Source organism: Pseudoflavonifractor sp. An187 (assembly GCF_002160275.1).
Lineage (GTDB): Bacteria > Bacillota > Clostridia > Oscillospirales > Oscillospiraceae > Enterenecus > Enterenecus faecium.
In genome coordinates, this window is sequence record NZ_NFKG01000001.1 from 285,379 (window position 1) to 310,956 (window position 25,578).

The 25,578-nt window shown below is 57.5% G+C and carries 22 protein-coding genes, 1 tRNA gene and 1 other RNA gene; 9 read left to right on the forward strand and 15 right to left on the reverse strand.

Going from position 1 to position 25,578, the window contains the following annotated elements; translation table 11 throughout:
- Positions 1–113 precede the first annotated feature (113 nt).
- From B5F22_RS01440 to B5F22_RS01450, 3 genes are read left to right on the forward strand one after another with little or no spacing between them, the layout of a single operon-like run.
- A complete protein-coding gene (locus tag B5F22_RS01440) occupies positions 114–3,053 on the forward strand; it encodes an acyl-CoA dehydratase activase (RefSeq protein WP_087390000.1) in 2,940 nt (979 codons plus the stop codon).
- A 36-nt stretch (positions 3,054–3,089) separates the two neighbouring features.
- A complete protein-coding gene (locus tag B5F22_RS01445; protein WP_087390003.1) occupies positions 3,090–4,400 on the forward strand; it encodes a 2-hydroxyacyl-CoA dehydratase in 1,311 nt (436 codons plus the stop codon).
- Between the two features lie 15 nt (positions 4,401–4,415).
- Positions 4,416–4,979, forward strand: coding sequence for a GNAT family N-acetyltransferase (locus tag B5F22_RS01450; RefSeq protein ID WP_087390007.1), 564 nt, complete (start codon positions 4,416–4,418; stop codon positions 4,977–4,979).
- 46 nt (positions 4,980–5,025) lie between these two features.
- Here B5F22_RS01450 and B5F22_RS01455 read toward each other — a convergent pair whose 3' ends face one another.
- The 13 genes from B5F22_RS01455 to ffs form a co-directional block, all read right to left on the reverse strand.
- Entirely contained in the window at positions 5,026–5,895 is an 870-nt protein-coding gene (locus B5F22_RS01455) for a DegV family protein (RefSeq protein ID WP_087390010.1), read from the reverse strand.
- Positions 5,896–5,957: 62 nt separating this feature from the next.
- The gene (locus B5F22_RS01460; protein WP_087390014.1) at positions 5,958–6,692 is read right to left on the reverse strand and encodes an NAD-dependent protein deacylase; all 735 of its coding nucleotides are present in this window, start codon (positions 6,690–6,692) and stop codon (positions 5,958–5,960) included.
- 112 nt (positions 6,693–6,804) lie between these two features.
- Positions 6,805–7,098 (reverse strand): hypothetical protein, encoded by a 294-nt coding sequence (locus tag B5F22_RS01465; protein WP_087370460.1) that lies wholly within the window; start codon positions 7,096–7,098, stop codon positions 6,805–6,807.
- Positions 7,099–7,101: 3 nt separating this feature from the next.
- Positions 7,102–8,016, reverse strand: a complete 915-nt coding sequence (locus B5F22_RS01470; protein ID WP_343219398.1) for an oligopeptide/dipeptide ABC transporter ATP-binding protein — start codon at positions 8,014–8,016, stop codon at positions 7,102–7,104.
- Between the two features lie 113 nt (positions 8,017–8,129).
- The gene (locus B5F22_RS01475) at positions 8,130–9,287 is read right to left on the reverse strand and encodes an ABC transporter ATP-binding protein (protein ID WP_087390017.1); all 1,158 of its coding nucleotides are present in this window, start codon (positions 9,285–9,287) and stop codon (positions 8,130–8,132) included.
- Positions 9,288–9,303: 16 nt separating this feature from the next.
- On the reverse strand, positions 9,304–10,854 hold the full coding sequence (locus B5F22_RS01480; RefSeq protein ID WP_087390020.1) for an ABC transporter permease: 1,551 nt from the start codon (positions 10,852–10,854) through the stop codon (positions 9,304–9,306).
- Between the two features lie 16 nt (positions 10,855–10,870).
- Positions 10,871–11,857, reverse strand: coding sequence for an ABC transporter permease (locus B5F22_RS01485; RefSeq protein ID WP_087370559.1), 987 nt, complete (start codon positions 11,855–11,857; stop codon positions 10,871–10,873).
- A gap of 219 nt (positions 11,858–12,076) precedes the next feature.
- Complete coding sequence (locus tag B5F22_RS01490) at positions 12,077–14,332, reverse strand: ABC transporter substrate-binding protein (protein WP_087390022.1); 2,256 nt, start codon at positions 14,330–14,332, stop codon at positions 12,077–12,079.
- 269 nt (positions 14,333–14,601) lie between these two features.
- Positions 14,602–15,009 (reverse strand): hypothetical protein, encoded by a 408-nt coding sequence (locus tag B5F22_RS01495; protein WP_143482146.1) that lies wholly within the window; start codon positions 15,007–15,009, stop codon positions 14,602–14,604.
- Between the two features lie 150 nt (positions 15,010–15,159).
- Positions 15,160–16,866 carry a M3 family oligoendopeptidase gene (locus tag B5F22_RS01500; RefSeq protein ID WP_343219397.1) on the reverse strand — a complete coding sequence of 569 codons (1,707 nt, stop codon included), beginning with the start codon at positions 16,864–16,866 and terminating at the stop codon, positions 15,160–15,162.
- Positions 16,867–16,938: 72 nt separating this feature from the next.
- Positions 16,939–17,289 (reverse strand): YbaB/EbfC family nucleoid-associated protein, encoded by a 351-nt coding sequence (locus B5F22_RS01505; RefSeq protein WP_087229553.1) that lies wholly within the window; start codon positions 17,287–17,289, stop codon positions 16,939–16,941.
- Between the two features lie 32 nt (positions 17,290–17,321).
- Positions 17,322–19,088 carry a DNA polymerase III subunit gamma/tau gene (dnaX, locus tag B5F22_RS01510; RefSeq protein ID WP_087390027.1) on the reverse strand — a complete coding sequence of 589 codons (1,767 nt, stop codon included), beginning with the start codon at positions 19,086–19,088 and terminating at the stop codon, positions 17,322–17,324.
- A gap of 45 nt (positions 19,089–19,133) precedes the next feature.
- An RNA gene (ffs, locus tag B5F22_RS01515) (signal recognition particle sRNA large type) lies at positions 19,134–19,398 on the reverse strand.
- Positions 19,399–19,558: 160 nt separating this feature from the next.
- Here ffs and B5F22_RS01520 point away from each other — a divergent pair.
- Together B5F22_RS01520 and B5F22_RS01525 are read left to right on the forward strand one after the other, a co-directional pair.
- Positions 19,559–19,634, forward strand: a tRNA-Ala gene (locus B5F22_RS01520).
- A 67-nt stretch (positions 19,635–19,701) separates the two neighbouring features.
- The gene (locus B5F22_RS01525) at positions 19,702–20,322 is read left to right on the forward strand and encodes a uracil-DNA glycosylase family protein (protein WP_087390029.1); all 621 of its coding nucleotides are present in this window, start codon (positions 19,702–19,704) and stop codon (positions 20,320–20,322) included.
- A 7-nt stretch (positions 20,323–20,329) separates the two neighbouring features.
- Here the strand turns inward: B5F22_RS01525 and B5F22_RS01530 are convergent, their stop codons facing one another.
- Together B5F22_RS01530 and B5F22_RS01535 are read right to left on the reverse strand one after the other, a co-directional pair.
- The gene (locus B5F22_RS01530) at positions 20,330–21,208 is read right to left on the reverse strand and encodes an XRE family transcriptional regulator (protein ID WP_087390032.1); all 879 of its coding nucleotides are present in this window, start codon (positions 21,206–21,208) and stop codon (positions 20,330–20,332) included.
- 176 nt (positions 21,209–21,384) lie between these two features.
- Positions 21,385–22,200, reverse strand: coding sequence for a glycerophosphodiester phosphodiesterase family protein (locus B5F22_RS01535; protein WP_204210478.1), 816 nt, complete (start codon positions 22,198–22,200; stop codon positions 21,385–21,387).
- A 240-nt stretch (positions 22,201–22,440) separates the two neighbouring features.
- Between B5F22_RS01535 and B5F22_RS01540 the strand changes: the two genes are divergently transcribed.
- Genes B5F22_RS01540 through B5F22_RS01555 form a run of 4 tightly spaced genes read left to right on the forward strand, consistent with a single transcriptional unit; the run spans position 22,441 to position 25,551 of the window.
- Positions 22,441–22,653, forward strand: a complete 213-nt coding sequence (locus B5F22_RS01540; protein ID WP_087390038.1) for a helix-turn-helix transcriptional regulator — start codon at positions 22,441–22,443, stop codon at positions 22,651–22,653.
- A complete protein-coding gene (locus B5F22_RS01545) occupies positions 22,650–23,387 on the forward strand; it encodes a DUF3169 family protein (protein ID WP_087390040.1) in 738 nt (245 codons plus the stop codon). Before B5F22_RS01540 ends, B5F22_RS01545 begins: the two co-directional genes overlap by 4 nt.
- Positions 23,388–23,398: 11 nt before the next feature.
- Positions 23,399–24,289 (forward strand): ATP-binding cassette domain-containing protein, encoded by an 891-nt coding sequence (locus tag B5F22_RS01550; protein ID WP_087390041.1) that lies wholly within the window; start codon positions 23,399–23,401, stop codon positions 24,287–24,289.
- Positions 24,290–24,303: 14 nt separating this feature from the next.
- Positions 24,304–25,551: an ABC transporter permease gene (locus tag B5F22_RS01555; RefSeq protein ID WP_087390044.1), complete on the forward strand. Its 1,248-nt coding sequence runs from the start codon at positions 24,304–24,306 to the stop codon at positions 25,549–25,551.
- The last annotated feature ends 27 nt before the right edge of the window (positions 25,552–25,578 follow it).

Here is a 25,578-nt window from a genome sequence, read left to right on the forward strand (position 1 = left end):
GATGAATTTTGCCATATCCCGCCGGTGTTACAAGAACCTGCTATTGAAATCACAACCTTTCTTTTATATAATAGTAGCACTGCTTTATTTTATTGATTCAGGAAGGTGCCATTATGAGTTTGCGAGTGGGCATTGATATCGGCTCCACCACCGTCAAAGTGGTGGTGCTGGACGAAGAGAACCAAGTATTATTCCGCTCCTATGAGCGGCATTATTCCAAGACCCGGGAACGGGCCTGTGAGACCCTGCACTCCATTGAGGATATGCTGCGGGGCAAAGAGGTGAAGCTGGTCATCACCGGCTCTGCCGGATTGGGCGTGGCCAAGGCCGCTGGACTGGACTTTGTCCAGGAGGTATATGCCACTGCTGCCGCGGTGAACACCTACATTCCCGACACGGACGCCGTCATCGAGCTGGGCGGCGAGGACGCCAAGATCATCTTCTTCGGCGGCGCTTTGGAGGAGCGTATGAACGGCTCCTGCGCCGGCGGTACCGGAGCCTTCATTGACCAGATGGCCACGCTGATGAACGTCACGGTCAATGAGCTGGATGAACTGTCCCTGAAACACGAAAAGATCTACCCCATCGCCTCCCGGTGCGGCGTGTTTGCCAAGTCCGACATCCAGCCCATCCTCAACCAGGGTGGACGGAAAGAGGACGTGGCCGCCTCCATCTTCCAGGCGGTGGTGGACCAGACTGTGGCTGGCCTCACCCAGGGCCGAGAGCTCAAGGGCAAGATCGTCTTTTTGGGCGGCCCCCTCACCTTCTTAAAGGGCCTGCGGGAGCGCTTTGTGGAGACCCTCCAGCTGGACGAGGAGCACGCCATCTTCCCCAAGGACGGCGACTGCTTTGCCGCCATTGGCGCTGCCCTGTGCTCGGAGGAGTACGCCGCCCGTCCCTTTGAGGAGCTGTTGAAGCTGCTGGAGGAGAGCCGGGACGCCACCACCGTGGTGGACACCATGCCCCCCCTGTTCCAGTCTCAGGAGGAGTACGACGCCTTTGTGGCCCGCCACAACGCCTCCACGCCCCCCCAGCTGGACATTCACACCTACACCGGCAACGCCTACCTGGGCATTGATGCCGGTTCCACCACCACCAAAATGGCCCTCATCGCCCCCGATGGCGGCCTGCTGTACACCTACTACCACTCCAACCAGGGCAACCCGGTGTCTGTGGTCCTGCCCCAGCTCAAGGAAATCTACAAGCTGTGCGGCGACCGCATCACCATCAAGGGCTCTGCGGTGACGGGTTACGGTGAGGACCTCATTAAAAACGCCTTTAACTGTGACTTAGGGCTGGTAGAGACGGTGGCCCACTACCGCGCCGCCGCTCACTTCAACCCCGACGTGGACTTTATCATCGACATCGGCGGCCAGGACATGAAGTGCTTTAAAATCCGCAACGGCGCGGTGGACTCCATCATGCTCAACGAGGCCTGTTCCTCCGGCTGCGGCTCCTTTATTGAGACCTTCGCCAAGGCCCTGGGCTACTCCATTGCGGACTTTGCCAAGATGGGCCTGTTTGCCCAGCGTCCGGTGAACCTGGGCTCCCGATGCACCGTGTTTATGAACTCCTCGGTGAAGCAGGCCCAGAAGGACGGGGCCAGCGTGGAGGAAATCTCAGCTGGTCTGTCCATCTCCATCGTGAAAAACGCCGTGTATAAGGTTATCCGCGCCGCCAGCGCCGACGACCTGGGCAAGCACATCGTGGTCCAGGGCGGCACCTTCTATAACGATGCCGTGCTCCGGGCCTTTGAGCAGGAGCTAAAGCGGGACGTGACCCGTCCCACCATTTCGGGCATCATGGGCGCCTTCGGCGCCGCTCTGGCCGCCCGCAACCTGCACCTGGAGAAGTCCACCCTGCTGGGCCCTGAGGCGCTGGAGAACTTCACCCACACCGCCAAGCCGGTAACCTGCAACCTGTGCACCAACCACTGCTCCCTCACCGTCAACACCTTTGACGGCGGCCGTCGGTTTATCTCCGGCAACCGCTGTTCCCGCCCCCTGGGCAAGGAGAAGGTGGAGCTGCCCGATCTGTACAACTACAAGTACCGCAAGCTCCGCTCCATGGAGGGCAAGGGCTTCGGCAACGGCTCCCGGGGCCGCATCGGCATCCCCTTCGGGCTGAACATGTACGAGAACCTGCCCTTCTGGTTTGAGCTGTTCACCCGCCTCAACTTCGAGGTGGTGCTCTCCCCCGAGTCCTCCCGCAAGCTGTACATCAAGGGCCAGCGCACCATCCCCTCGGACACCGTGTGCTATCCCGCCAAGCTCCTCCACGGCCACGTCCAGGCTCTGGTGGAGGCTGGAGTGGACGCCATCTTCTACCCCTGCATGTCCTACAACTTCGATGAGAAGACCTCGGACAACAACTACAACTGCCCGGTGGTGGCCTACTACCCTGAGCTGCTGGCTGCCAACGTGCCCGATCTGAAAAAGACCCGGTTCCTCTACCCCTATGCCGGACTACACCGCCAGAAGGACTATGAGCGCATCGGCTCCCAGTGGTTCTCCGACACCTTCGGCATTCCCCGCCGAGAGGTGGTCCACGCCATCCGGGCCGCCTACCAGGCCTACGACCTGTACAAGCAGGAAATCCGGGCGGTGGGCCAGTCCTACATCGACAAGGCCCGGGCCGATAGCCGTCCCATCATCGTCATGGCGGGCCGTCCCTACCACATTGATCCGGAGATCAACCACGGCATCAACGACCTGGTCACCTCCTTCGGCTTTGTACTGGTCAGCGAGGACGCCGTGGCCTATCACGAGGACTATGCCCCCCGGAAGGTGCTCAATCAGTGGACCTTCCAGTCCCGGATGTACAACGCCGCCCGCTACGTGTGCACCCAGCCGGACATGCAGCTGATTCAGCTGGTAAGCTTCGGCTGCGGCACCGATGCCATCACTGGCGACGAGGTGCGCTCCATCCTGGAAGAGGGCGGCAAGCTGTACACCCAGCTGAAAATCGACGACATCAGCAACCTGGGCGCTGTCCGCATCCGTGTGCGTTCTCTCATGGCCGCCATGGAGGAGCGGGATCAGAACCAGGGCTGATGTCCCCTGGACCAAGTTCCGAAAGGAGAAAACAACATGGCTGAATTGGTTTACGCCAAAGATGGGCGTCTTCTGTTCACCAAAGAGATGAAGCAGGAGTACACCCTGCTGATGCCCCAGATGCTTCCCGTTCACTTTGGCATGTTCCGCCAGCTGCTGGTGCTGGAGGGCTACAAGGTGGATATGCTCACCACCAACCACAGAGGCATTGTGGACGAGGGCCTGAAGTACGTCCACAACGACACCTGTTACCCCGCCCTGCTGGTCATTGGCCAGCTCATTGATGCCGTCAAGCATGGCGGTTATGACCCCCACAAGGTGGCTCTGCTCATCACCCAGACCGGCGGCGGATGCCGTGCCTCCAACTACATCCACCTGCTGCGCAAGGCTCTGGAGAAGGCTGGCATGTCCTACATCCCGGTCATCTCGGTAAACCTCTCCGGTATGGAGAAGAACCCCGGTTGGAGCCTCACCCTCCCCCTCATCCGCAAGATGATCTACGCCATGATGTACGGTGACCTCATCGTCAACGTGGCCAACCAGGTGCGCCCCTATGAGGTGATGAAGGGGGACACCGACAAGATGGTGGAGACCTGGGAGAACAAGCTCATTGAGGGCTTCCAGAAAGGCCGTGGCATGAACCGCAAGGAGATGCGCCAGATCTTTGACCAGATTTGCGCCGACTTCGCCGACATCCCCGTGGCCGGACCTCAGAAGGTGCGTGTAGGCGTGGTGGGTGAGATCTACGTCAAGTTCTCCCCCCTGGGCAACAACAACCTGGAGGACTTCCTCCTCTCTGAGGGCGCTGAGCCTGTGGTGCCCGGCCTCACCGACTTCATGATCTTCAAGATCTTCAACCGGGAGTCCGACGTGGACCTGTACGGCGGCAAGTGGATCAAAAAGAAGGTCTGTCAGATCTTCAAGGGCTACATTGAAGAGTGTCAGAAGGACATGATCGCCGCCCTGAAAAAGACCCGCTTCCACGCTCCCGGCACCTTTGAAAACATGCACAAGCTGGTCCACGGCTACCTGGGCGACGGCAACAAGATGGGCGAGGGCTGGCTGCTCACCGGCGAAATGCTGGAGCTCATCCACTCCGGAGTGCCCAACATTGTCTGTACCCAGCCCTTCGGCTGCCTACCCAACCACATTGTGGGCAAGGGCATGATTCGCAAGCTGAAAGACGACTACCCCAACTCCAACATCGTGGCCATTGACTACGACCCCGGCGCCACCAAGATCAACCAGGAGAACCGCATCAAGCTGATGCTGGCCAACGCCCGCCAGATTGCCAAGCAGGAGGCCCAGCAGAAGGCGGAGCAGGACCTGGTGGGCGCCGCCCACTAAAAGGAGCCGATTCCCATGCCACAGCTCACCATTGTAGAGGCGTCCACCCCGGCTCACTTCGCCGCCATGAGCGAAATCCACGCTCTGGGCTGGTGGGCCGCCTACCAGGAGGCGGTGCCTCTGGACTGGATGGAAGAGCACATCACCCCCACCCGCTGGGTGGATACCTTTGCCCACTACGCCAGAACCCCTCGCCACCACGGGTTTCTCCTCTATCGGGACGACACCCCTGTGGGCTGCATCACCTGCGGGCCTGCCCGCATTGGCAATCAGAACCACGGCGGAGGCATGCAGGTGCACTTTGACGCCTCTGGCTACCAGGGCTGGGGAGAGGTCATCTCCTTCTATACCCACCCCCAGGAGACGGGTAAAGGGTACGGCAGCCTGCTGATGGACCGGGCCAAGGAGCAGCTGAAAGAAGACGGCTTCCAGCAGGTCTATGTGTTTGTACTGCGGGAAAACCAAGGCGCTCGGCGTTTTTACGCCCGCCACGGCTTTTCTTGGGACGGCACCCATCAGGATATCCCCTTCCCCCACGACACCGTGTGCGTGGATTTACGATACACCACGACCCTATAAAAGATAGAAGCGGCGGAGCTCATGCTCCGCCGCTTTTTCACATGATTTATACACGTACCGCTCCCACGCCCAGCACACCGGGTCCGGTGTGACAGGCCACTGAGAGGGTCAGGTCTGCGCACTCCACCGGATAGTCCAGATAGAAGTACTGCTGCACTTGATCTACCCACTCTTCCCGCAGTTGGTCAGGGACCCGGCTACAGGCAATTTTCACTTGCAGGTGGCCACTGTCGTGGAGGGCCTTTAACCGTCCCTCCATGTCCGCTCGCAGCTTCTCCAGCATCATCTGACGGGCGGCCTTGGCCCCACGCACCTTGCCCACCGCCTCCAGCTTGTCTCCGGCAATGGTGAGCACGGGCTTGATGTTCAGCATGGCTCCGGCAAAGGCCTCTACCCCGGACACACGACCACCCCGGCGCAGATATTTCAAGGTATCCACCATGAGGAAAATGCTGGCGTCTGCTGCCTGCTCCTCCAGAGTGCGACGAATGGAAGCCGCGTCCATGCCCTGCTCTGCCATGGCCAGGGCATCCAGCACCGCATGGTACTGGGTCACAGAGATGCGGCGGTTATCCACCACCTGCACCCGCCCCTGATAGTCATCGGCCATCATCCGAGCGGTGGCATAGGTGCTGCTCAGGCCCGCAGACATGGGGATATACACCAGCTGGTCATAGCCCCGGAGAATCCGATTCCACAGCTCCAGGGTGTCCGCCGGGGAGGGCTGAGAGGTAAACATCTCTGCCCCTGCTGCCATGCGCTGATAGAAGTAGTCCTGGCTCAGGTCCAATCCTTCATAGTAGACCTTTCCATCCATGTTAATGGGCATGGGAATGACGTACACCCCCATCTTTTTCCCCTCTTCTACGCTGATTCCGCTATTGCTGTCCGTCATCACGGCAACTGTCCGCTTCATTGGCCTGTCTCCTTTTCCAGCAGTCAAGATAAAGGATATTATACCTGATTTTTACTATTCTTTCAAGTCTCCAGATGGGCACAGGCCTCCTCCAGCACGCCCCCAATGGACTGGCGAATCACCAGATCAGCCCGTTGGTCATAGCTGGTGGCGTCCCGGTTGATGAGGACCAGGTGACGGCCCCGGAAATACTCCAGCAGTCCCGCCGCCGGATACACCACCAGAGAGGTACCGCCTACAATGAGCAAATCGGCATTGGCAATGGCCTCCACAGCGCCTCGGATGGTGCGCTGGTCCAGCCCCTCCTGATAGAGTACCACATCCGGCTTGATGATACCGCCGCAGTGGGGACAGCGGGGAATCCCCTCCCCTGCTGCAATCTCCTCCACCGGGTACGAGGCCCCACAGGACATGCAGTAGTTGCGGTAGACCGAGCCGTGGAGCTCGTAGACCCGCTGGCTGCCTGCCTTCTGGTGCAGTCCGTCGATGTTCTGAGTCACCACCGCCTTCAGCTTGCCCAGCCGTTCCAGCTTGGCCAGTGCCAGATGGGCGGCGTTGGGCTGCACGTCCAGACACAGCATTTTGTCCCGATAGAACCGATAAAATTCCTGGGTGTGGGACATGAAATAGTCGTGGCTGAGAATGGTCTCCGGCGGCAAATCGTAGTGCTGATGATATAGTCCATCCTGGGACCGGAAGTCGGGAATACCGCTTTCCGTGGACACCCCTGCGCCTCCGAAAAAGACGATGTTCTCGCTCGCCTCTACCCAGTGTCTCAAAGTCTCAATGTCATTCATGGCCTTGTGCCTCCTTTTCTCCATCATACCCATTCCTGCCCCTGAGGTCAACCAGATTTTCCAACAAAAAGCAGAGAGCTCTCCGGCAACACCGGAGAGCTCTCTATTTTCATTAATTCCAAAGCCATATCATCAGAGCAATCAACAGCCCGAAGGCAACGATGTAAATCGCCGCCATGGACAAAGCCGCTTTCATGGCCGCCCAGATGTAGGCTCTTCGGTCCTCCCGGCTCATTCCGGTATCCTCCCAGGGGCGCTCCTCACGCTCCTGTTCCATGGGCTCCGGGGGCCGGGATTCCCTGCTGTCCGGCCGACCTGGCCGGAACAGGGACGGACGGGACAGGCCGCTCATATCCGCGATCACGCGGCCGTCATCGTCCTCGTATTTCTTTGGCTTACGTGCCATATCTTACTTGTCGAAGAGGTGGCAGACCACGTAGTGGCCGGGCTCCACCTCACGCTGGCAGGGAGCCTCCACCTTGCATCGCTCGGTGGCATAGGGGCAGCGGGTGTGGAACTTACAACCGCTGGGGGGATTGGCGGGAGAGGGAATGGAGCCCTCCAGCACAATACGGTTCATCTTGGCGTTGGGGTCGGGCACAGGGATGGCGGAGAACAGAGCCTTGGTGTAGGGGTGCAGCGGGTTGCGGAAGATGTCCTCCGTGTCGCCATACTCCACCAGGTTGCCCAGGTACATTACGCCCACGGAGTCGGAGATGTGCTCCACCACAGACAGGTCGTGGGAGATGAACAGATAGGTCAGGTTGTACTGGTCCTGCAGGTCCTTGAGCAGGTTGATGATCTGGGCCTGAATGGACACGTCCAGAGCGGACACAGGCTCGTCACACACCACGAACTCAGGGTTCAGAGCCAGAGCACGGGCAATGCAGATACGCTGACGCTGACCGCCGGAGAACTCGTGGGGATAGCGGGCCTTGTGGAAGGGCTGCAGACCGCAGTTGTCCATGACCTTGTCGATGTAGTCATTGTACTCGGCCTTGCTCACCAGCTTGTGCTCCCGCACAGCCTCGCCGATGATCTCACCCACGGGCAGACGGGGGGACAGGCTGGAGAAGGGGTCCTGGAAGATGATCTGCATCTTGGTACGCAGAGCCCGCAGCTCCTTGGGGCTCATGTCGTAGATCTCTTTGCCGTTGAAGAGCACCTGACCGTCGGTCTTCTCCCCCGCCAGACGGAGGATGGTACGGCCGGTGGTGGTCTTACCACAGCCGGACTCGCCCACCAGACCCATGGTGGTACCACGCTTGAGGTTGAAGGTGACGCCGTCCACGGCCTTGACGTGGCCCACGGTCTTGCTGACCATGCCGCCCTTGATGGGGAAGTACTTCTTCAGGTGGTTGACCTGGAGAATGTACTGGGGATCGTACTCCACGGGGGTGAAGTCGCCCTTGGCAATTACGCTTTTCTTGTCAGACATCAGCCCTCACCTCCCTGGTTCTTGTTGTCATAGTAGCGGTAGCAGGACACGAAGTGGGTGGGGCTGAGCTGCACCTGGCAGGGGTACTCACCCTCGCAGCCAGCCACGCACATCTCGCAGCGGTCCTTGAAGTAGCAGTAGTTGGGCATATCAATGGGGTTGGGCACCTTGCCGGGGATGGAATAGAGCTTGTCGATCTTCTTGCCCACCACAGGCTTGGAGGCCATCAGGCCGATGGTGTAGGGATGGGCGGGGTTGGAGAAGATCTCCTGCACGGTACCCTTCTCCACCACGCGACCGGCGTACATGACCACCACGTAGTCGGCCATTTCAGCGATGACACCCAGGTCATGGGTGATGAACATGATGGAGGAGTTGATCTTATCCTTCAGGTTGCGCAGCAGGTCCAGCACCTGGGCCTGGATGGTCACATCCAGAGCGGTGGTGGGCTCGTCGGCGATGATCACCTTGGGGCTGCAAGCCAGAGCCATGGCGATACACACACGCTGGCGCATACCACCGGACAGCTCGTGGGGGAACATCTGATACACGCCCTGGCTGTTGGCGATGCCCACCATCTCCAGCAGCTCGATGGTGCGGGCCTTGATGTCCTCCTTGGTCTTGCCCTCACCGTGGTGCAGGGCGATGACCTCGTCCACCTGCTCACCGATGCGGAACACGGGGTTCAGGCTGGTCATGGGCTCCTGGAAGATCATGGACACGTAGTTGCCACGGATCTTCTGCATCTGCTCGTTGGGCATCTTGGTCACGTCATAGGCCTTGTCGCCCATGTTCAGGCGGATCGCGCCTTCCACCACCTGGCCCTGGGGCCGCTGGAGCAGCTGCATCAGGGACAGGCTGGTAACGGACTTACCGCAGCCGGACTCGCCCACCACGCCCACGGTCTTGCCGATGGGCACTTCGAAGGACACGCCATCCACGCTCTTAACCACACCGGCGTCGGTGTAGAAGTAGGTGTGGAGGTTATCAAACTCCACGGCGTTATTGGGATCGGCCATCTGGGTGAGGTACTCACTCTCCGGCACGTTTTTACGCTTGCGCTGTTTCTCAAAGGCGTTGGTGATCCGGCGGTTTTCCTTGGCAATGCGCCGGGCCTCCCGGCCGGAGAGATAGCCTTCTGCTTTTTTCTTAGCCATTGTCTCTCCTCCTCTCTTACCGCTTCATCTTGGGGTCGAAGGCGTCCCGCAGACCGTCGCCCACGAAGTTGAAGCCCAACACGGTGAGCAGCAGGCAGATACCAGCGGGAATCCAAACGAACCAGTAGTTGGTCAGCACGAAGGAGTTGGACACGTCGTTGATGATGTTACCCCAGGAAGCGAAGGGGAACTTGACGCCCAGGCCCAGGAAGGACAGGGTGGCCTCCGTGATGATGGTGGAACCCAAGCTCATGGTGCAGATGACGATGAGCTGAGGAATGACGTTGGGGATCAGGTGGCGGAAAATACGCCGGGGAATGCTGATGCCACAGGCCTCGGTGGCGGTCATGAACTCCTGCTCACGCAGAGAGAGGATCTGGCCACGCACCATACGGGCAATGCCAGGCCAGCCCAGGAAGCCCAGAACCAGCATCAGGTACAACATTCGCATGGTGGGGTCCACGCGCATGCCGTCCATGGCGGAACCCATAATAATAATCAGAGGCATGGAGGGGATGCAGTAGAACACGTCCACAATACGCATGATCAGGTTGTCCACCCAGCCGCCGAAATATCCGGCCACACCGCCCAGGATGATACCCAGAACGGCGGAGATAATCACGACAATGAAGCCGATGACCAGAGACACACGGCCACCGTACATCAGACGGGTGAGCATGTCCATGCCGTTGCGGTCGGTACCCAGCCAGTGAGCCTTGCTGGGCTCGGAATAGGTATCAAACACCTGGGTCTCCTTCTCCTGTCTGACGGAGTAGCTCTTGGTGTCTGCATCGTACTCCAGGGTGTAGTCGAAGGTACCCTCGTCATTGGTGTAGGTGAACTCATCGCTGTCGTTTTCGATGGTCTCAGCCAGCTGCTCCTTGAAGTCACGGGTGAAGGTGACACCGCTGACCTTGGACTGCACCACAAAGCGGCTGATATAGGCCACAGGCTGACCAGCTTCGTTGATGCCGCCGTGCTCATCCACGGTGTACTCGGTGCCATCCACGGTAAAGCTCTGCTCCCCGTTGGTGTACGCCTTCAGGGCGGCACGCTGGAAGTCAAAGCCCACGGTCAAGGAGGGGTCCTCAGCATTGACGATATCCTTGTATGCCAGAGCCACAGGGGTGGTTCCCTGAGAGATCACATAGAAGTCCTCGCCCTCCTCGGCAAGGGAATAGGTCACGCCGTCATAGGTGAAAGAGGTCTGGCCCTTGGTGGCAGCCATCATGAACTGAGCCTGGACCATGCCGGTAAAGCTCTGGCCCTCGGCTGTGGTATAGCGGAAGCTGCTGTTCTCTGTGACGCCAGCATACTCCTTGGACTGGAACTCACGGCGGTAGAACACCTCGTCCTGGCTATAGGGGCTGACCACGCCGCCAATAAAGGAAAAGACAAACATAACGGCCAGGATCACCAGACCCACCACAGCCAAGCGGTTACGGAAAAAGCGCTTGGCCACCAGGGCGCCGGGGGACAAAACCTTAACACGGCGGTCATCGTTCAGAGAGAGGTGCTCCTGGGAGCCGCCCTCCTGCTGATGGTTCATTTTCTTCTCGTCAGACATGAAAGCGCCTCCTTTCTTAAGCGATACGTACGCGGGGGTCAACCACAGCGTACAGAATGTCGGAAATCAGGTTGCCGGCCAGAGTCAGCACAGCCATAAACAGCAGGTAGAACATAGAGAAGGGAATGTCACCGGCAGTCATGGCCGTATAAGAGGTGTAACCAATGCCCTGGATGGAGTACAGAGTCTCGGTAATCAGAGCACCGGCAAACAGGCCGGGCAGAGAGCCACCCACGATGGTGACCAGAGGAATCAGGGTGTTGCGGAAGGCGTGATGATAGATGACCTTCTTCTCGCTCAGGCCCTTGGCACGGGCCGTGCGGATATAGTCGGAGTTGAGCACTTCCAGCATGTTGGTACGGGTATAACGCATGAGCGAGCCCACAGACACCACCACCAGGGTAACAATGGGAAGCACCATATGATGGGCAATATCCAAGAACTGCCCCATGGCATCCAACTGCAGGAAGTCACGTCCCGTCAGGCCGCCCAAATCAAACCAGCCCAGCTTCACGCAGAACACCAGCTTCAGCAGAGTGGCAAAGAAGAAGGTGGGCAGAGAGATACCAGCCAGAGCGAACACGCTGATGGCGTAGTCGGCCTTGGAGTACTGACGGGTGGCGGCGATAACGCCCAGAGGAATGGCAACAATCAGCTGTAAAATAAAGGCAATTCCGCCCATCACAAAAGAAATCCAAATCACGCTGGTGAATTTCTCCATGACAGGCACGGTGTACTTCCAGCTGTCGCCGAAGTTACCGGTCAGGATGTTGCCCAGCTGGTGGAAGAAACCAGGGATCAGCGGCAAATCCAAACCATATTGGGCGTTGAGCTGTGCCACCCACTCCTCATAAGGCTTGGCGCCGGGGGCCATAGCCAGCTGACGAGCCATGGTCTCCACGTAGGAGCTGGGCAGACAGCGCAGCAGTGTATAAATAATGAATGCTACGAAAAATAGAATGACTACTGATAATAGTACGCGCTTGATGATAAAATTTCGCATAGAATCCCCTCCGTATTTGTTGGCGAGGCACAGGGGTTCGTGGCCTCGCATGATGTGTTCGCCCCGTCCGCACATCAGGCAGCCCCTCCGGCTCTGACCGACTTTGGTCGGAACAGCCGCCTCATGTGCAGGGATGCGCAGGGTTGCCCTGCGGCCTTACGGCCGCAGGGCAACCGTGATGGTAAACTCAGGAACTCGTTCCTTTGTTTCTGTGCAGAATTAGTTCAGCTCCAGCAGCTCAACATCGTTCATCCAGTTCCAGTAAGTGGTCATATCAGGAGTCAGGGTGTCGATCTTGATACGCTCAGTGGAGAAGATGAAGCAGTTGGCACGCTGATAGATGGGAACCTCAACGGCCCAGTCCATGACGATGTCCAGAGCTTCCTTGTACATCAGAGTACGGGCCTCCTGATCGGTGATGGAGCGAGCGTCCATGATGATCTCATCCAGCTTGGCGTCCTTGATGTCATAGTTGTAGTTGGAAGTGCCCTGGCTGTGGTAGATCTGGTACATGTCGGGGTCCACAGTGGCCTGCCAAGCGGCGGCAAACAGCTCAGCGGTGCCAGCCTGCATCTGAGAGAACAGGTCGGAAGCGTTGGCAATATCGGTCACGCGCAGCTCCATGCCGATCTCCTTCAGGGCATCGGAAGCCAGAGTACACATCATGAAGGCGGGGTGGTCGCCCTGACCGCCGCCGCCGATGATCAGCTCATAGTCCATCTTGGCGCCCTGGGGAGCAGCAACGATCTTGCCATCGGAGACGGTGTAGCCAGCAGCCTCAAAGAAGCCCAGAGCGGCCTGCTTGGCAGCGGCGTACTTCTCCTCGTCGCTCATGCCATCGGTGTAGATGGGGTTGTCGTTGACGTCGGTGGAGAAGGCCACCTGATAGCCGGCATCGGTAACCTTGGGAGCGGCCCAAGAGGTATCGGAGATGGGGTAGTTGATGACGTTGGCCCACTTGCCGTAGTAGGAGTCGATAGCCACGTCACGGTACACGGCCAGCACGGTGGCCAGACCCTTACGCAGGTTCTTGGAGGCATCGGAGGAACCGTCGTCGCCCACCTTCACGTTGTCGGCGTTGATGCCCACATAGCCGTAGCCCAGGTTGTCCACGGTGTTGACGGTGATGACGGAACCGTTGAAGTCCTCGCTGCCGCCGTTGGCTGCGGCAATCTCCTTGATGGCGTCAGTGGAGAAGGAAGGATCGGTGATGTCCAGAGTGCCGGACTTCACGCCGTTGACCTTATCGGCCTCGTTGGTCTCCTTGAAGTTGATGTTCTGGATCTTGGGCTCGCCCTTCCAGTAGTTCTCGTTGGCCTTCAGAGCCACGGTGCCGTTCTCATAGCTGACGAACTCGTAGGGACCAGCGCCCATGGGCTTGCTGTTCTTCTCACGCACGATGGTCAGATCGCCCTTGGGGAAGCCGAACTGGTTGTTCTCGTAGTTGTACAGCTCCTCGTTGCCGTAGTAGTGCATAGGAGCAACCACCAGAGACAGCTGATAGATGCAGGTGGCGGAGACCTCGGTGGTGGTCACACGCACGGAGTTGTCACTGGTCTTCTGGATGCCGGAGATGTTGGGAGCAGACTCACCAGTCTGAACACCCACGTTGTAGGCATCATAGTCCTCAATGAGGTTGGTGAAATCAGCCAGGCTGCTGGGAGACTCGTTTCGGGCCATCTCAGCGGGATTGCCGTTGTAGGCAGCCAGCATAGCCTGATAGAAGTCCTCATAAGTGGCATCCTCAGCCAGGTCGGGGTAGTTCCAGTTGGCAGCGCAGGCAGCCACGCTGTCCTCGGCCTTGTTCTGGCCGTTGGCGATCAGATACTCGCAGATGTACTTGGCATACTCAGGGCCAGCCTTGTCCACAGCAGCCCACAGAGCAGTCTGCTCCTCCTCGGTCCACAGGGAGAAGTCGGTGTTGTCACGGGGAGCGGCCAGGATCAGGTTGAACTTGGTATCCATGCCGGAACGATACTCGTTCATACCCATAATGGGCTGACCATACAGAGTGGAGCTGCCATCATAGGTGGGGTCGGACAGGACGTACATGGAGAAGATCACGTCGTCGATGTCCATCTCGGTGCCGTCGGAGAACTTAACGCCATCCTTCAGGGTGATGTCATAGTACACGGTGCCGTCCTCGTTCTCGGTGACCACCACATCGGAAATACCGGTGTAGGTGTAGTCGGTGCCGTTGTACTCCTTGGTCTCGCCCTCAATGCCGTTGAGGATCATAGCGCCCTCACGGTCAGAGCTAATCAGGGGCTGGCTGACCATGGAGACGATGTTTCCATCATAGGCAGAGGTGTAGAAGAAGGGAGAGAACTTGCCGTCGTAGTTGCCGTCACCAACCACCAGGGTACTGGCCTGGTTGTTGTTGTCGCTGGAAGGCTTGTTGCCGCAAGCAGAGAGCAAACCAAGCGTCATGACCGAAGCCATGCCCAGCGCAAGCACTCGTTTCGTGCTTTTCATGTAGAGATTCCTCCTTAAATTATATTGAACAAAGAGAACATCCATCCTCTGAGCTCACAAGGACTGATTCCGACTCCCCTTCTCTCTACCGGGGAATCGGTTTTTGCAACTCCACTTACTCAATCTTTCATTTTTCGCCGCCTCAGTGTCCACGCCAAGCGGTCAAATGTTTTTTCAGCAGATTTTGCAAAGACTATTCTATTATGTTTTGCTCCAATTGTCAACGAGAACATCCTGTGATATCTCACAAATTTTTGCGCTTTATCACGTTAAATAGACCACAGTGCCTGATTTTCTCTGCCCTTCCACAGGAAAGCACAGACAAAAACCACAATTTCCAGGCCCGAAAATGCCAAAGTGTACAGATACTCAACCCCTTGCAGGGAATGTGTCACCACATATGCAATCTGTCCACAGAGTGTGCACATTGACAAAATCATAGCCAGGGTTGCACGGATGGGGATCTGCTTGATGGTGGCGTCATAGACGTATTCCCGCAGGGGATTTCCCCAGTACACCATGCGGCACACCGCCCAAACCAGGGAAACCACCGCAAAAAACGTAAGCATATAAGGAGCAATCACGTACCAGGTGTTGTACAAGGCAGGAACGGGCATCATACCGCCCGCCAAATGAGCCACCGCCATGACGGCCGCCAACGCCATGCGCTGGCGCATACCCTGTCGATAGCTCCTCTCATCCCCCTGGAAGGAGTAGTGACGACCGACATAGATCATCTCCCCCCCTGCTCCCCTGGTGAATTGAGACGCCTTGGCCGCCCGGTTCCACCGTTTATGCTTATGCTTGTTCTTCTTGTCTGACATGGCTTATTCGATTCCGCTCATATCAAAGTGCTCCAGCCAGTTCTTGGCGGAGGCGCACACCCGCTGCAGGCAGCTCTCCTCAAAGGGGCTGTCCAGGCCAGCTCGCTCCAGCAGGGTGGTGAACACCTGGCTGCCGCCCTGGCGGGTGTAGGCCATGTAGTGCTCCCAAGCCTCCCCCAGGTCCTCCTGAATCTTATCCCAGAACTGGAGGGCCACCGTCTGAGCCAGGCAGTAATCAATATAATAGAAGGGACTGGAATAGATGTGGTGCTGTCGCTGCCAGCCCTCGCCCTCGCTGTAGAAGGGAATTTCCCCGTCCAGCTTCATCCAGGGCATATAGGTCCCCAGCAGCTCTTTCCACACCTGGTGGCGCTGGGCAGGGGTCATCTCCGGGTGGGCGTACACCTCATGCTGGAAGTGGTCCACCATGGTGCCGTAGGGGATGAAAGTGAGAGCACTTGACAGGTGGCTGTAGTGGAACTTCCGGGTATCCTCTCCGAAGAAGCCCTGAGCCCAGGGCCAGGCGAAGAACTCCATGGACATGGAGTGCACCTCGCAGGCCTCCATGCTGGGCCAGATATACTCGGAAGGAATGCGGTCCCGGTTGAGCCAGGCGTCAAAGGCGTGGCCGGCCTCGTGGGTCACCACCTCCACGTCACCCTGGGTGCCGTTGAAGTTGGCAAAGATGAAGGGCACCTTGTAGTCCAGAATGTCGGTGCAGTAGCCGCCGCCGGCCTTGCCCTCGGTGGAGAGCACGTCCATGAGCTCCCCATCCAGCATGGTGCGGAAAAATTCGCTGGTCTCGGGAGACAGGGCGTCATAGAACTTGCGGCCGTGGTCCAGAATGTCCTGGGCGGTGCCGCAGGGGCGGGGGTTGCCGGAGCGGAACTCCAGAGCATTGTCTGCAAAGCTCATGGGGTACTCCTTGCCCAGGCGCTTGGCCTGCTGGCGGTAGATGCTGTCCGCCACCGGCACCAGATACTTCACCACAGCCTGGCGGAACTTCTCCACGTCCTCCTTGGTGTAACAGTTGCGGCCCATGCGGTAATAGCCCAGAGTGGTATAGCCCTCATAGCCCAGCTTCTTGCCCATCTCGTCTCGCAGGTGCACCAGCTGGTCGTACAGGCTGTCCAGAGCCTCCTGGTTGTCCTTGTACCACTGCCCTTCCGCCTTCCAGGCGTTGAGACGGCGCTGGTCGTCGGCATCGCTCTTAAAGGGAGTCATCTGGGACAGGGTGTACACGCCGCCCTCAAAGGGAATCTGGGCGGAGGCCAGCAGCTTCTCATACTCCTGGGTGAGGTCGTTCTCCTTCTGCATCAGGTCAATGATCTCAGGAGAGAAAGTCTTCAGGGCAATCTCGGCATTGATAAACATCAGGTCGCCGTACTCCTGAGAGAAGTCACCGCGGAAGGGAGAGTTGAGCATGGCCAAATTCCAGGCCTGGCTGTACTCCTCCAGCTCCGGTCCGGCTGCGTTCCAGAACTTCACTTCCCCGTCGTAGAACTCGTCTCGGGTGTCAATGGAGTGGCGAATGTTGGCCAGGGTGCTCATGGTCTGAATGTGACGCCCCAGCTCCTCCTTGCGCAAAAACACCTCCCGGGCAGCCTGGTAGCTGTCAGCGGCCTTGAGCTGCTCCACCAGCTGGCCCATCTCCTGTTTCAGCGCATCCAGGTCAGGGCGCTGGTATTTCATCTCAGAAAACTTCACCATATTTGGTTCCTCCTTATCAATGGGTTCAGGGCTGCTCTCTTGTGAGAAAGCAGCCCTTGAGGGTCGTGTGTATTAAAACGGCAGTCCCAGGCCTCCGGTGAGGCGGGACATCTGGCTGGCGGCATCGTCGGCAGCCTTGCGCAGGGCCTCGTTCACCGCCGCCACAATGAGGTCCTGGAGCATCTCCACGTCGTCGGGGTCCACGGCCTCGGGGTCGATGGTCACAGAGGTGATCTCCTTCTTACCGGACACCACAGCGGTCACAACGCCGCCAGCGCTGGCCTCGTAGGACTTGCTCTCCAGCTCCTCCTGAGCCTTCATCATGTCCTGCTGCATCTTCTGGGCCTGGCGAATCATGTTGTTCATGTTTCCGCCCATGCCGCCCATACCGCCCATACCGCGGGTATTAAATCCTTTTGCCATCCGAATTACCTCCTATGTCATATCCTAACAAATTATTCTACGGTTACATTGCTGTGCCCCGCTGCCAGAAAGGCGTCCAGAGCATCCCCTTCTTCTGGGGGCTGTGAAGTAGGCGGCGTCTGCACCGTCTCTGCCGGAGGCGCTCCCACCTGAACTTTCACCGGAACCCGCTGTCCCATATATCGCCCAACCACCTGGGAGACCGCTCCAGAGATATCCGGCTTCTCCACCAGGTCCGCCACAAACTGATTGGCGGCCCAGATAGTCACCACATCCCCGTCCCACCGTCCAGTGAGCATGGCGGGCATGGAGAAGAAGGTGTAATCTCCGGTGGACAGCACACCTTTGAGCTGGCCACACACCACATTCCAGCCAGGCCATCCCGTCTGCCCTCCCACGTGTGTCACAGACTCGGGCGGGGCTGGCCGAGGCTCAACCGCAGGGGGTGCCGGAGTCTCTTCCGCCGGCTTTTCCTGTAAAGTTTTTTTTCTTGCAGGTTGTTGTGGCACCGGTTTCTCTGCCACCTCCCAGGGTGGAGGGTCAGACGCCACTGGAGTGGACAGGTCTGGCTCAGGCTGTGTGCTCTTTTGAGCCGGAGTTGGTGCCGGGCTTCTCTGTAAAGGTTTTTCGCTTGTCGTTTGCTGAACCACAACGCCGGAAGCCAATTGCTGCTCCAACTTTGCCACTCTGGCAGTCAAGGCATGGACACTTCCGTCCAGAGAGGGGTCACACAGCATCACCAAGCACAACTCCATGTCTGTGCGTCGGTTTGCAGAGTGGACCAGCTCGCCCGCGGTCTTCTGCACTAAAGCGAGCATCTGGACCAGCCGAGGCACGTCGAACAGCTGTCCCAACCGCTCCAGGGTGCCCGAGTCATAGCCCCCGGTGAGCAGTCCCGCCCCGCCCTTGGGAGCGCTCTTGCTCACCAACAGGTCCCGCAGCAAAGCGGACAGTTCCCCGGCCAAGGCTGCCATCTCCTTGCCTCCGGTGTACAAGCTGGCCAGTCGTGCCAATGCGCCAGACAGGTTGCCCGCTGCGATCTCCTCCAACAGCGCCACCGTCTGGAGATTACCCGCCAGGCCCAGCACCTGAAACACCCGGTCCTGGTCTACGGTCCCCCCTGCCCCCACACACTGATCCAGCAGGGATAGGGCGTCACGCATACCGCCATCGGCCAGACGGGCGATGAGCTGTGCCCCCTCTTGGGTCAGCTCAATGCCCTCCTGAGCGGCCACGTAATTCAAACGTCCGGCAATCTCCTCGGCCCGGATGCGCTTAAAGGCGAATTGCTGGCACCGGCTCTTGATGGTGGCCGGCACCTTGTGCAGCTCTGTGGTGGCCAGGATGAACATCAAGTGGGCGGGCGGCTCCTCCAGAATTTGCAGCAGCGCATTGAAGGCCTGAGGCGAGAGCATGTGCACCTCGTCGATGATATACACCCGCTTGGCCACGGTGGCCGGGGTATAGGCCGCCTCCTCCAGCATGGCACGCACGTCGTCCACGCGGTTATTGGAGGCTGCGTCCAGCTCCACCACGTCCAGGATGGAGCCGTTCTCAATGCCCATACACGCCGGACACTGGTTGCAGGGGTTGCCGTCCTGAGGATGCTGACAGTTCACGGCCCGGGCCAGAATTTTGGCACAGGTGGTCTTACCCGTTCCTCTGGTTCCGGTAAACAGATAGGCGTGGGTCAGCCGTCCCCCCTGCACCTGACGCTTGAGGGTCTCTGTAATATGTCCCTGCCCCACCACGTCGTCAAAGCTGCGGGGACGCCACTTTCGGTACAACGCCTGGTACAAACGCCTCACCCCCTAAAAAGGAAATCGCTTGTGTACAGAATAAGACCGCGCACCGGCCTTTGAAGCACAAAATATACCCGTTACCCATACAGCCGGCTCAAGACCGGCACCCCCGCGGCACACGCAGCGGTCCGCTTAGTGCTGCTCGGTTCCCCGCCTGACACGGTTCACGGGGCTACGTTGCGCAGGACCAATCCATCATCGCTGCTTATATGGGGCAGTCAGTACATTTTGTCTCCGGGGGCCGGGATTCATCCCTGCTATAGCGGGTTGCAGATACAGGGCACCGCTAACTCCCCGACTAGCGCGGCCTTACTCCACACACAAGCGTGTTAAAAGCCGTTGATTATTTTATCACATCGTCACGACTTTTTCAACTGAATTTTAAACTTTTCCCCTTTGGACTCTTTTTTCATTTTCTCCATTTTTCTCTTTACAAACTGTTTTTTTCTGTTATAATAGTTGGGTACGGGCCTGTAGCTCAGCTGGGAGAGCGTTCGGTTCGCATCCGAGAGGTCGACGGTTCGATCCCGTTCAGGTCCACCACTTATTTATGAAAACGCCGCAGTGAAAACTGCGGCGTTTTCTCATCTCACTCTCAGGAGGAAATTCTATGGAAGAAACGCTTCGTTCCATCCACCCCTACGAGCCCTACATCCCAGAGGGTGCCACCAAACTCATCATTGGAACCATGCCGCCCTTTCGGTTTTGCACCTCCGGGGGAAGAGCCTTACACGACAACGATGTGGATTTCTACTACGGCTCCAGAGACAATTCTTTTTGGAAGTTACTTTCTGAGGTGACAGGCACCACACTGGAGTTCGTGAACACCACAGAAGCAGTGAACCAACGAAAGCAGCTGTTACAGGAGTTAGACATCGGTATCACCGATATTGTGGGCAGCTGCATCCACCGAAACGGCAAATCCGATGACGCCTCGTTAATCTCCATTGAGCCCAAGCCTCTGGATAAGCTACTGCTGGAGTATCCCAACATTGAGGAATTGATCTATACCAGCAGAGCCGAAGTGAAAAAGCTCGTCAACCGTTTCTTTGCAGACAAGGGTCCTCATCCCAGGGCGAAAGATAACACAGGGAAAGAAAGCGTCTGGATTAACGGCAGACCATACGGAGTGACCAGACTTTACTCGCCCTCCCCCATTGCATTGTGGAGCGTCAGCGCCGATGCACGTCTGGAACAATATCGACGTGTCTTTATAACTGACAACATTTGAACCTTCCTCAATGATATTTTCTCCAGAAAAACACCAGAGAGATCACACCCGGTATGCCGATATACAACATCAGGGCAATCACAGAAATCGTTCCAATGAGCTCCATATCCGAAACCGAAAAAGCTGCGGCAAGGTATAGCAGCGTCAAGGGCAACGAGATGACGCCGATGATTCTATGGGCCAGGTTCCAGGTATCTTCATCCCGCACCGTCCATGGCAGACGCAGGCCGGTATGCCGCTGATATGGCAGCCGTGGAGAAAGCGCACCAAAGAAAAGGAACAGACCGGAAAACACGCCCATAAGCAACCACTGTTCCTGCTGCGCCGTCAGCGTGATCACCTGGGCTTGCAGCAGGCCACAAACTGCCAGCAACACAATCAAAAACACTGCGTTGAATATCGTCACAACTTTCAGCGCTTTCATCTGGGATATGGAAACCGTACTCTCGGAAAACAGAGACAAATTCCGATACAGGATCAGCAGTGACAATGCAATGCAGGCCCCCACCAAAAGCAGCGACGCCAAGGGATTGTCCACTAGGATCACAACCATCAGGGCCGCGAAGGAGAGAAATACGATTTGCCCCCGCTTCTGGCTGGCCAATGTGTTTCTTTGGAGCTGTTGATTGCGCTCTGCCAGCTCCTCGTTGACCCTTGCCAACTCATCCGTCAAGTCCACGGTTTCTTCCTCCGGCGTCAGGTCCAGCAGTACGCTGACCGGCACCTCCAACGCTCGAGATATTCTGATTAGAACCTCTGCATCTGGCACAGACGCATTGTTCTCCCACTTGGACAACGTCTGGCGAACCACATGCAGTTTAGCAGACAGTTCTTCCTGGGTATATTCTCTCTCCCGGCGGTATTTCTTAATGTTATCACCTAGCATGACTCAATCACCATCCTTGCCCGCATTGTACGAGAGAACACCAAACTTGTAAAGCAACAAGTTTTAACATGGGGCCATCAGGTTCCAAATCATCACTTTTTAGCAACAGCAGAGGGTCTGCGACCTTTTCACCGCAGACCCTCTGCTGTTTTCATCCAGCTCCATGTTAAAATTTCTCACGGCTGAAATTCCTCAAAAATAGGCAGGCAGCCCTCCTGCTCCACCCGCTGCATAGATGCAGAATCCCGGATGGTCCAGCTCACCTCCTGGCCCCGCCACAGGCGTCTGGCCAGAAACAGAGAGAGTTGGCGGCGGTCCTTCCATTTATAGGCCACAAAATCCGGGCACGTCACCAAGTTGGTGAGCACGTTGGTCATCACCACCGCAGCCACCAGAGGTATCCCGCTGCGCTCACGGATGAAGTTCTGACTCAACTGCCCCCGGCAGATTTCAGGACGGTGCCGCTTGAGCCACATCAACACCTTGGGGTGAAAGGACTCAATGCAATAGTTGACCTTGTAGCGGTCCAGCACCTGACAGGCCGCCTTGGCCAGCCGAGCCGCATTTTTCTCCGCTTTCAGCTCCACAATCAGCGGGGCCCGCCCCTCAAACAGAGGCAGCACCTCCTCCAAAAACGGGATTTTCTCCTGAGTGCCCTCCAGGCGGTACTGAGACAGCTGCTCCGCCGTCAGAGAAGCCACATCCACGTCCACCCCAGCGGTACGCAGCAGGGAGTCGTCGTGGATGACCACCAGACTCCCGTCCCGGGTCAAGTGCACATCCAATTCGGCCCCATACCCCCGCTCCGCCGCCCGGCGAAACGCAGTCAGGGAATTTTCCGGGATGCCCCGTGTTTCATCATGCAGCCCCCGGTGGGCATATCGGTATCGGCGCAGCACCTCCCACGCCGGGTGTCCATGGCGGCACCGCACCGACATAACCCAAAAGAGCAGCAGCGCTGCAACAACTCCTATCACAATCCATATTCCCATGGTTTCCATCCAACCTCTCATGTATCTGACAAGATTCCGTGGGGTTTCGCCCTTCCCCCCTCGGACCACCTCTCCATTATACCGAAGCTTTTGAAAAAATCCACCCTCTTCACCGGGTGGAAACAGATTTTTACGTTTTCTTTATTTTTCCCTATTGACAATAATCCTTGTCAATGCTATCTTATGTTTGCCAAAGATAGCTGTCATAACGCAAATAATACTTGTCAAGGAGGGGTGCTCATGCCGCTACAGAATCGACTCAAGGAGTTTCGGGCAGCCCAGGGCATCAACCAGCAGGAGCTGGGGACATTGGTGGGAGCCTCCCGGCAGACCATCAGCCTCATTGAGCGAGGGGACTACAACCCCTCCATCACCCTGGCCCTTCGCATTGCCCAGGTGTTCCACCTCCCGGTGGAGGACGTCTTTTATCTCACAGAGGAGGAGTCATCATGAAAGAAGCTAAGAAAAAATCACCCGCTCGTATCTATGTTACCTTCGCCGTGATCATCATCATCTGCGGCCTCATTGGCGGCATCGTGGGCGTTGCCGCCGTGTCCAATGAGTTCTCTGTCCGCAATCTCGGCGAGCAGTTCAACCTGATGCTGGCTTCCCTAGGTCCCTGGTGCTATGTCCCCGGATTTTCGCTGTTGATAGGGGCCACTTGGTACTACTTCCGGGGAAAGCGTTTGATCCCCAAGGCTTTGGCGGACGACGAGGCATTTCCCCAGGCCAACCTGACTTTGTGCCGGGCCATGTTTCTGGCCAATCTGGCCACGGTGCTCATGTTCTTGGCCATGGCTCTGAGCTATGCATCCTCTTGGGGGTTCAACCTCTCCTGGTTCCTACTCATCGGGCACATCATCTGGATGACAGCAATTCAAGCCCGCATCATCTCCGCTACTAAGAAACTATTTCCCGAAAAGCGTGGTGATATTTTTGATTTTAAGTTTCAAAAGGACTGGTACGAGAGCTGCGATGAAGCCGAGCGGCAGCAGATCGCCCAATGCAGCTACCAGGCCTTCAAGGTAATGGGTCTGATTTTCCCCGGCATCATGGCAATACTATCCATTCTATCCGTCATTGACCTGGTCGCCCCTTCGTATAGTCTGTTGGTGGGCGGTCTCTGGCTGGTACAGCAGTTTGTGTACAACTACACATCCCTACAAATGGATAAAAAGAGAAGTTGAGGTAAGCAATAATGAAATTGGAACTACGCAACATCGAAAAGAGCTTTGGAGCCAAGCAGGTGCTCCAGGGCATCTCCCTCACCGCTGAGGGAGGCCAGGCCTTCGGCCTGCTGGGCCGAAACGGCGCCGGTAAGACCACCACCATCCGCATTCTCATGGACGTCTTCCCTCAAAACAGCGGAGAAGTTCTCCTGGATGGGAAGCCCATCGACTACCGCAAGGTGTCCCTGGGCTACCTCCCCGAGGAGCGAGGGCTGTACCCCAAAAAGCCCATCGGGCAACAGCTGGTATACTTCGCCCAGCTCAAGGGGATGAAGCGTGCCAAGGCGGTGGCCTCGGTGCGCCACTGGCTGGAACGGCTGGGCATGGAGGAGTACGAAACCAAGCGGCTGGACACCCTGTCCAAAGGCAACCAGCAGAAAATCCAGCTCATCACCGCCCTGGCCCATGACCCCGATATCATCGTACTGGATGAGCCCTTCTCCGGTCTGGACCCGGTAAATGCCGCTCTGCTCAAAGATGTGGTGAAGGAGCAGATTCAAAAGGGAAAAATCGTCCTCTTCTCCTCCCACCAGATGAACTACATCGAGGAGTTCTGCCAGGAGATCGCCATCCTCAATCAGGGCAAAATCGCCATCTCCGGCAATCTGGAACAGATCAAGCGCAGCTATCCCCGGGACCGTCTCACCGTGTTCAGCCCCCAATACCGGGAGATTCTCTCCCAACTGGGCAATCGCTGCCAGCTGGTGCAGCCCGGCGAGGTGCTTCTCCGCCTGGACAGCCCCAGCCAGAAGCAGGAGATGATGGGGCAACTGGTGGCCCGCTACGACATTGACCGGGTGCAGGTCTACGAGCCGTCCCTCAACGACATCTTCGTGGAATACGCCGGGGACCACGTGTGAAGGGAGAAGAGATCATGAGACAATTTCGTACTATTCTCAGCTTTGAGCTGAAAAACTACTTTAAAAACAAGGTGTTTGTGGGCTCCACCCTGTTCATTGTGGCTGTTCTGGCCGTGGTGATGTTCCTGCCCAACCTGATTGGTTTCTTCGGCTCCATGGGCGGAGATTCCTCCGATGAGCCCACCGAGCAGTCGGTGATTTTGATCTCCGCCCCCTCTCAAGAGATGGGCGAGACCATTGCCCAGGCCCTGGCCTCTGCCTTCCCTGACCAGACGGTGACTTGGACGCAAGACGACCTCGCTAAAATCAAGGAGCAGGTGTCCAACCAGGAGGCCGATTGTGCCCTGGTCTTTGACTCCCTGACTTCCTACACCTATTATGTGTACAATCGTTCCCTCTACGACCAGACTACCCAGGTGGCCAATCAAGTTCTGGTGAGCCTAGCCCAGGTGGAGGCCATGACCCAACAGGGACTGAGCCCGGACCAGGCCGGGGAGATTCTCTCCCTTCAGATTGACGCCAAAGAGGAACTTCTGGGGGTGGACCAGGCCCAAAATTACTGGTACACCTACATTATGACGTTGGCCCTGTACATGGTCATCATGCTCTACGGCCAGATGGTAGCCTCCCACGTGGCCACTGAAAAGAGCTCCCGAGCCATGGAACTGCTCATCACCAGCGCTACCCCGGTAAACATGATGTTCGGCAAGGTGCTGGCCTCCTGCATCGCCGGGTTTGTCCAGCTGGCGGTCATCTTCGGCTCCGCCCTTCTCTTCTACCAGCTCAATCTGGACGCTTGGGGCGGCAATTCCGTGATGACCTCCCTGTTTGACATGCCCCTGTCCCTGCTGGTATATCTGCTGGTGTTCTTCGTTCTGGGCTTCCTTCTCTATGCCTTCCTCTACGGCGCCATCGGCTCCACTGCCACCAAGCTGGAGGATATCAACACCTCCATCATGCCTCTGTCCATGCTCTTTGTCATTGCCTTCTGCGTGGTCATGTTCAGCATGGGCAGCGGTGCGGTGGACAACATCGCCATGATGGTGTGCTCGTTCGTCCCCTTCACCTCCCCCATCGCCATGTTTGCCCGCATCGCTATGAGCACCGTCCCTGTCTATCAGATTGTCCTGTCCATCGGTATTCTGGCGGTGTCTGTGGTGGGTATCGGGGTGCTGTCCGCCAAGATCTACCGAGTGGGCGTGCTCCTCTACGGCACTCCGCCTAAAATTGGCGCCATCCTCAAAGCAGTTTGGCAGGCCTAACTTTTCAAAGCCTTCCCGGATGATTCT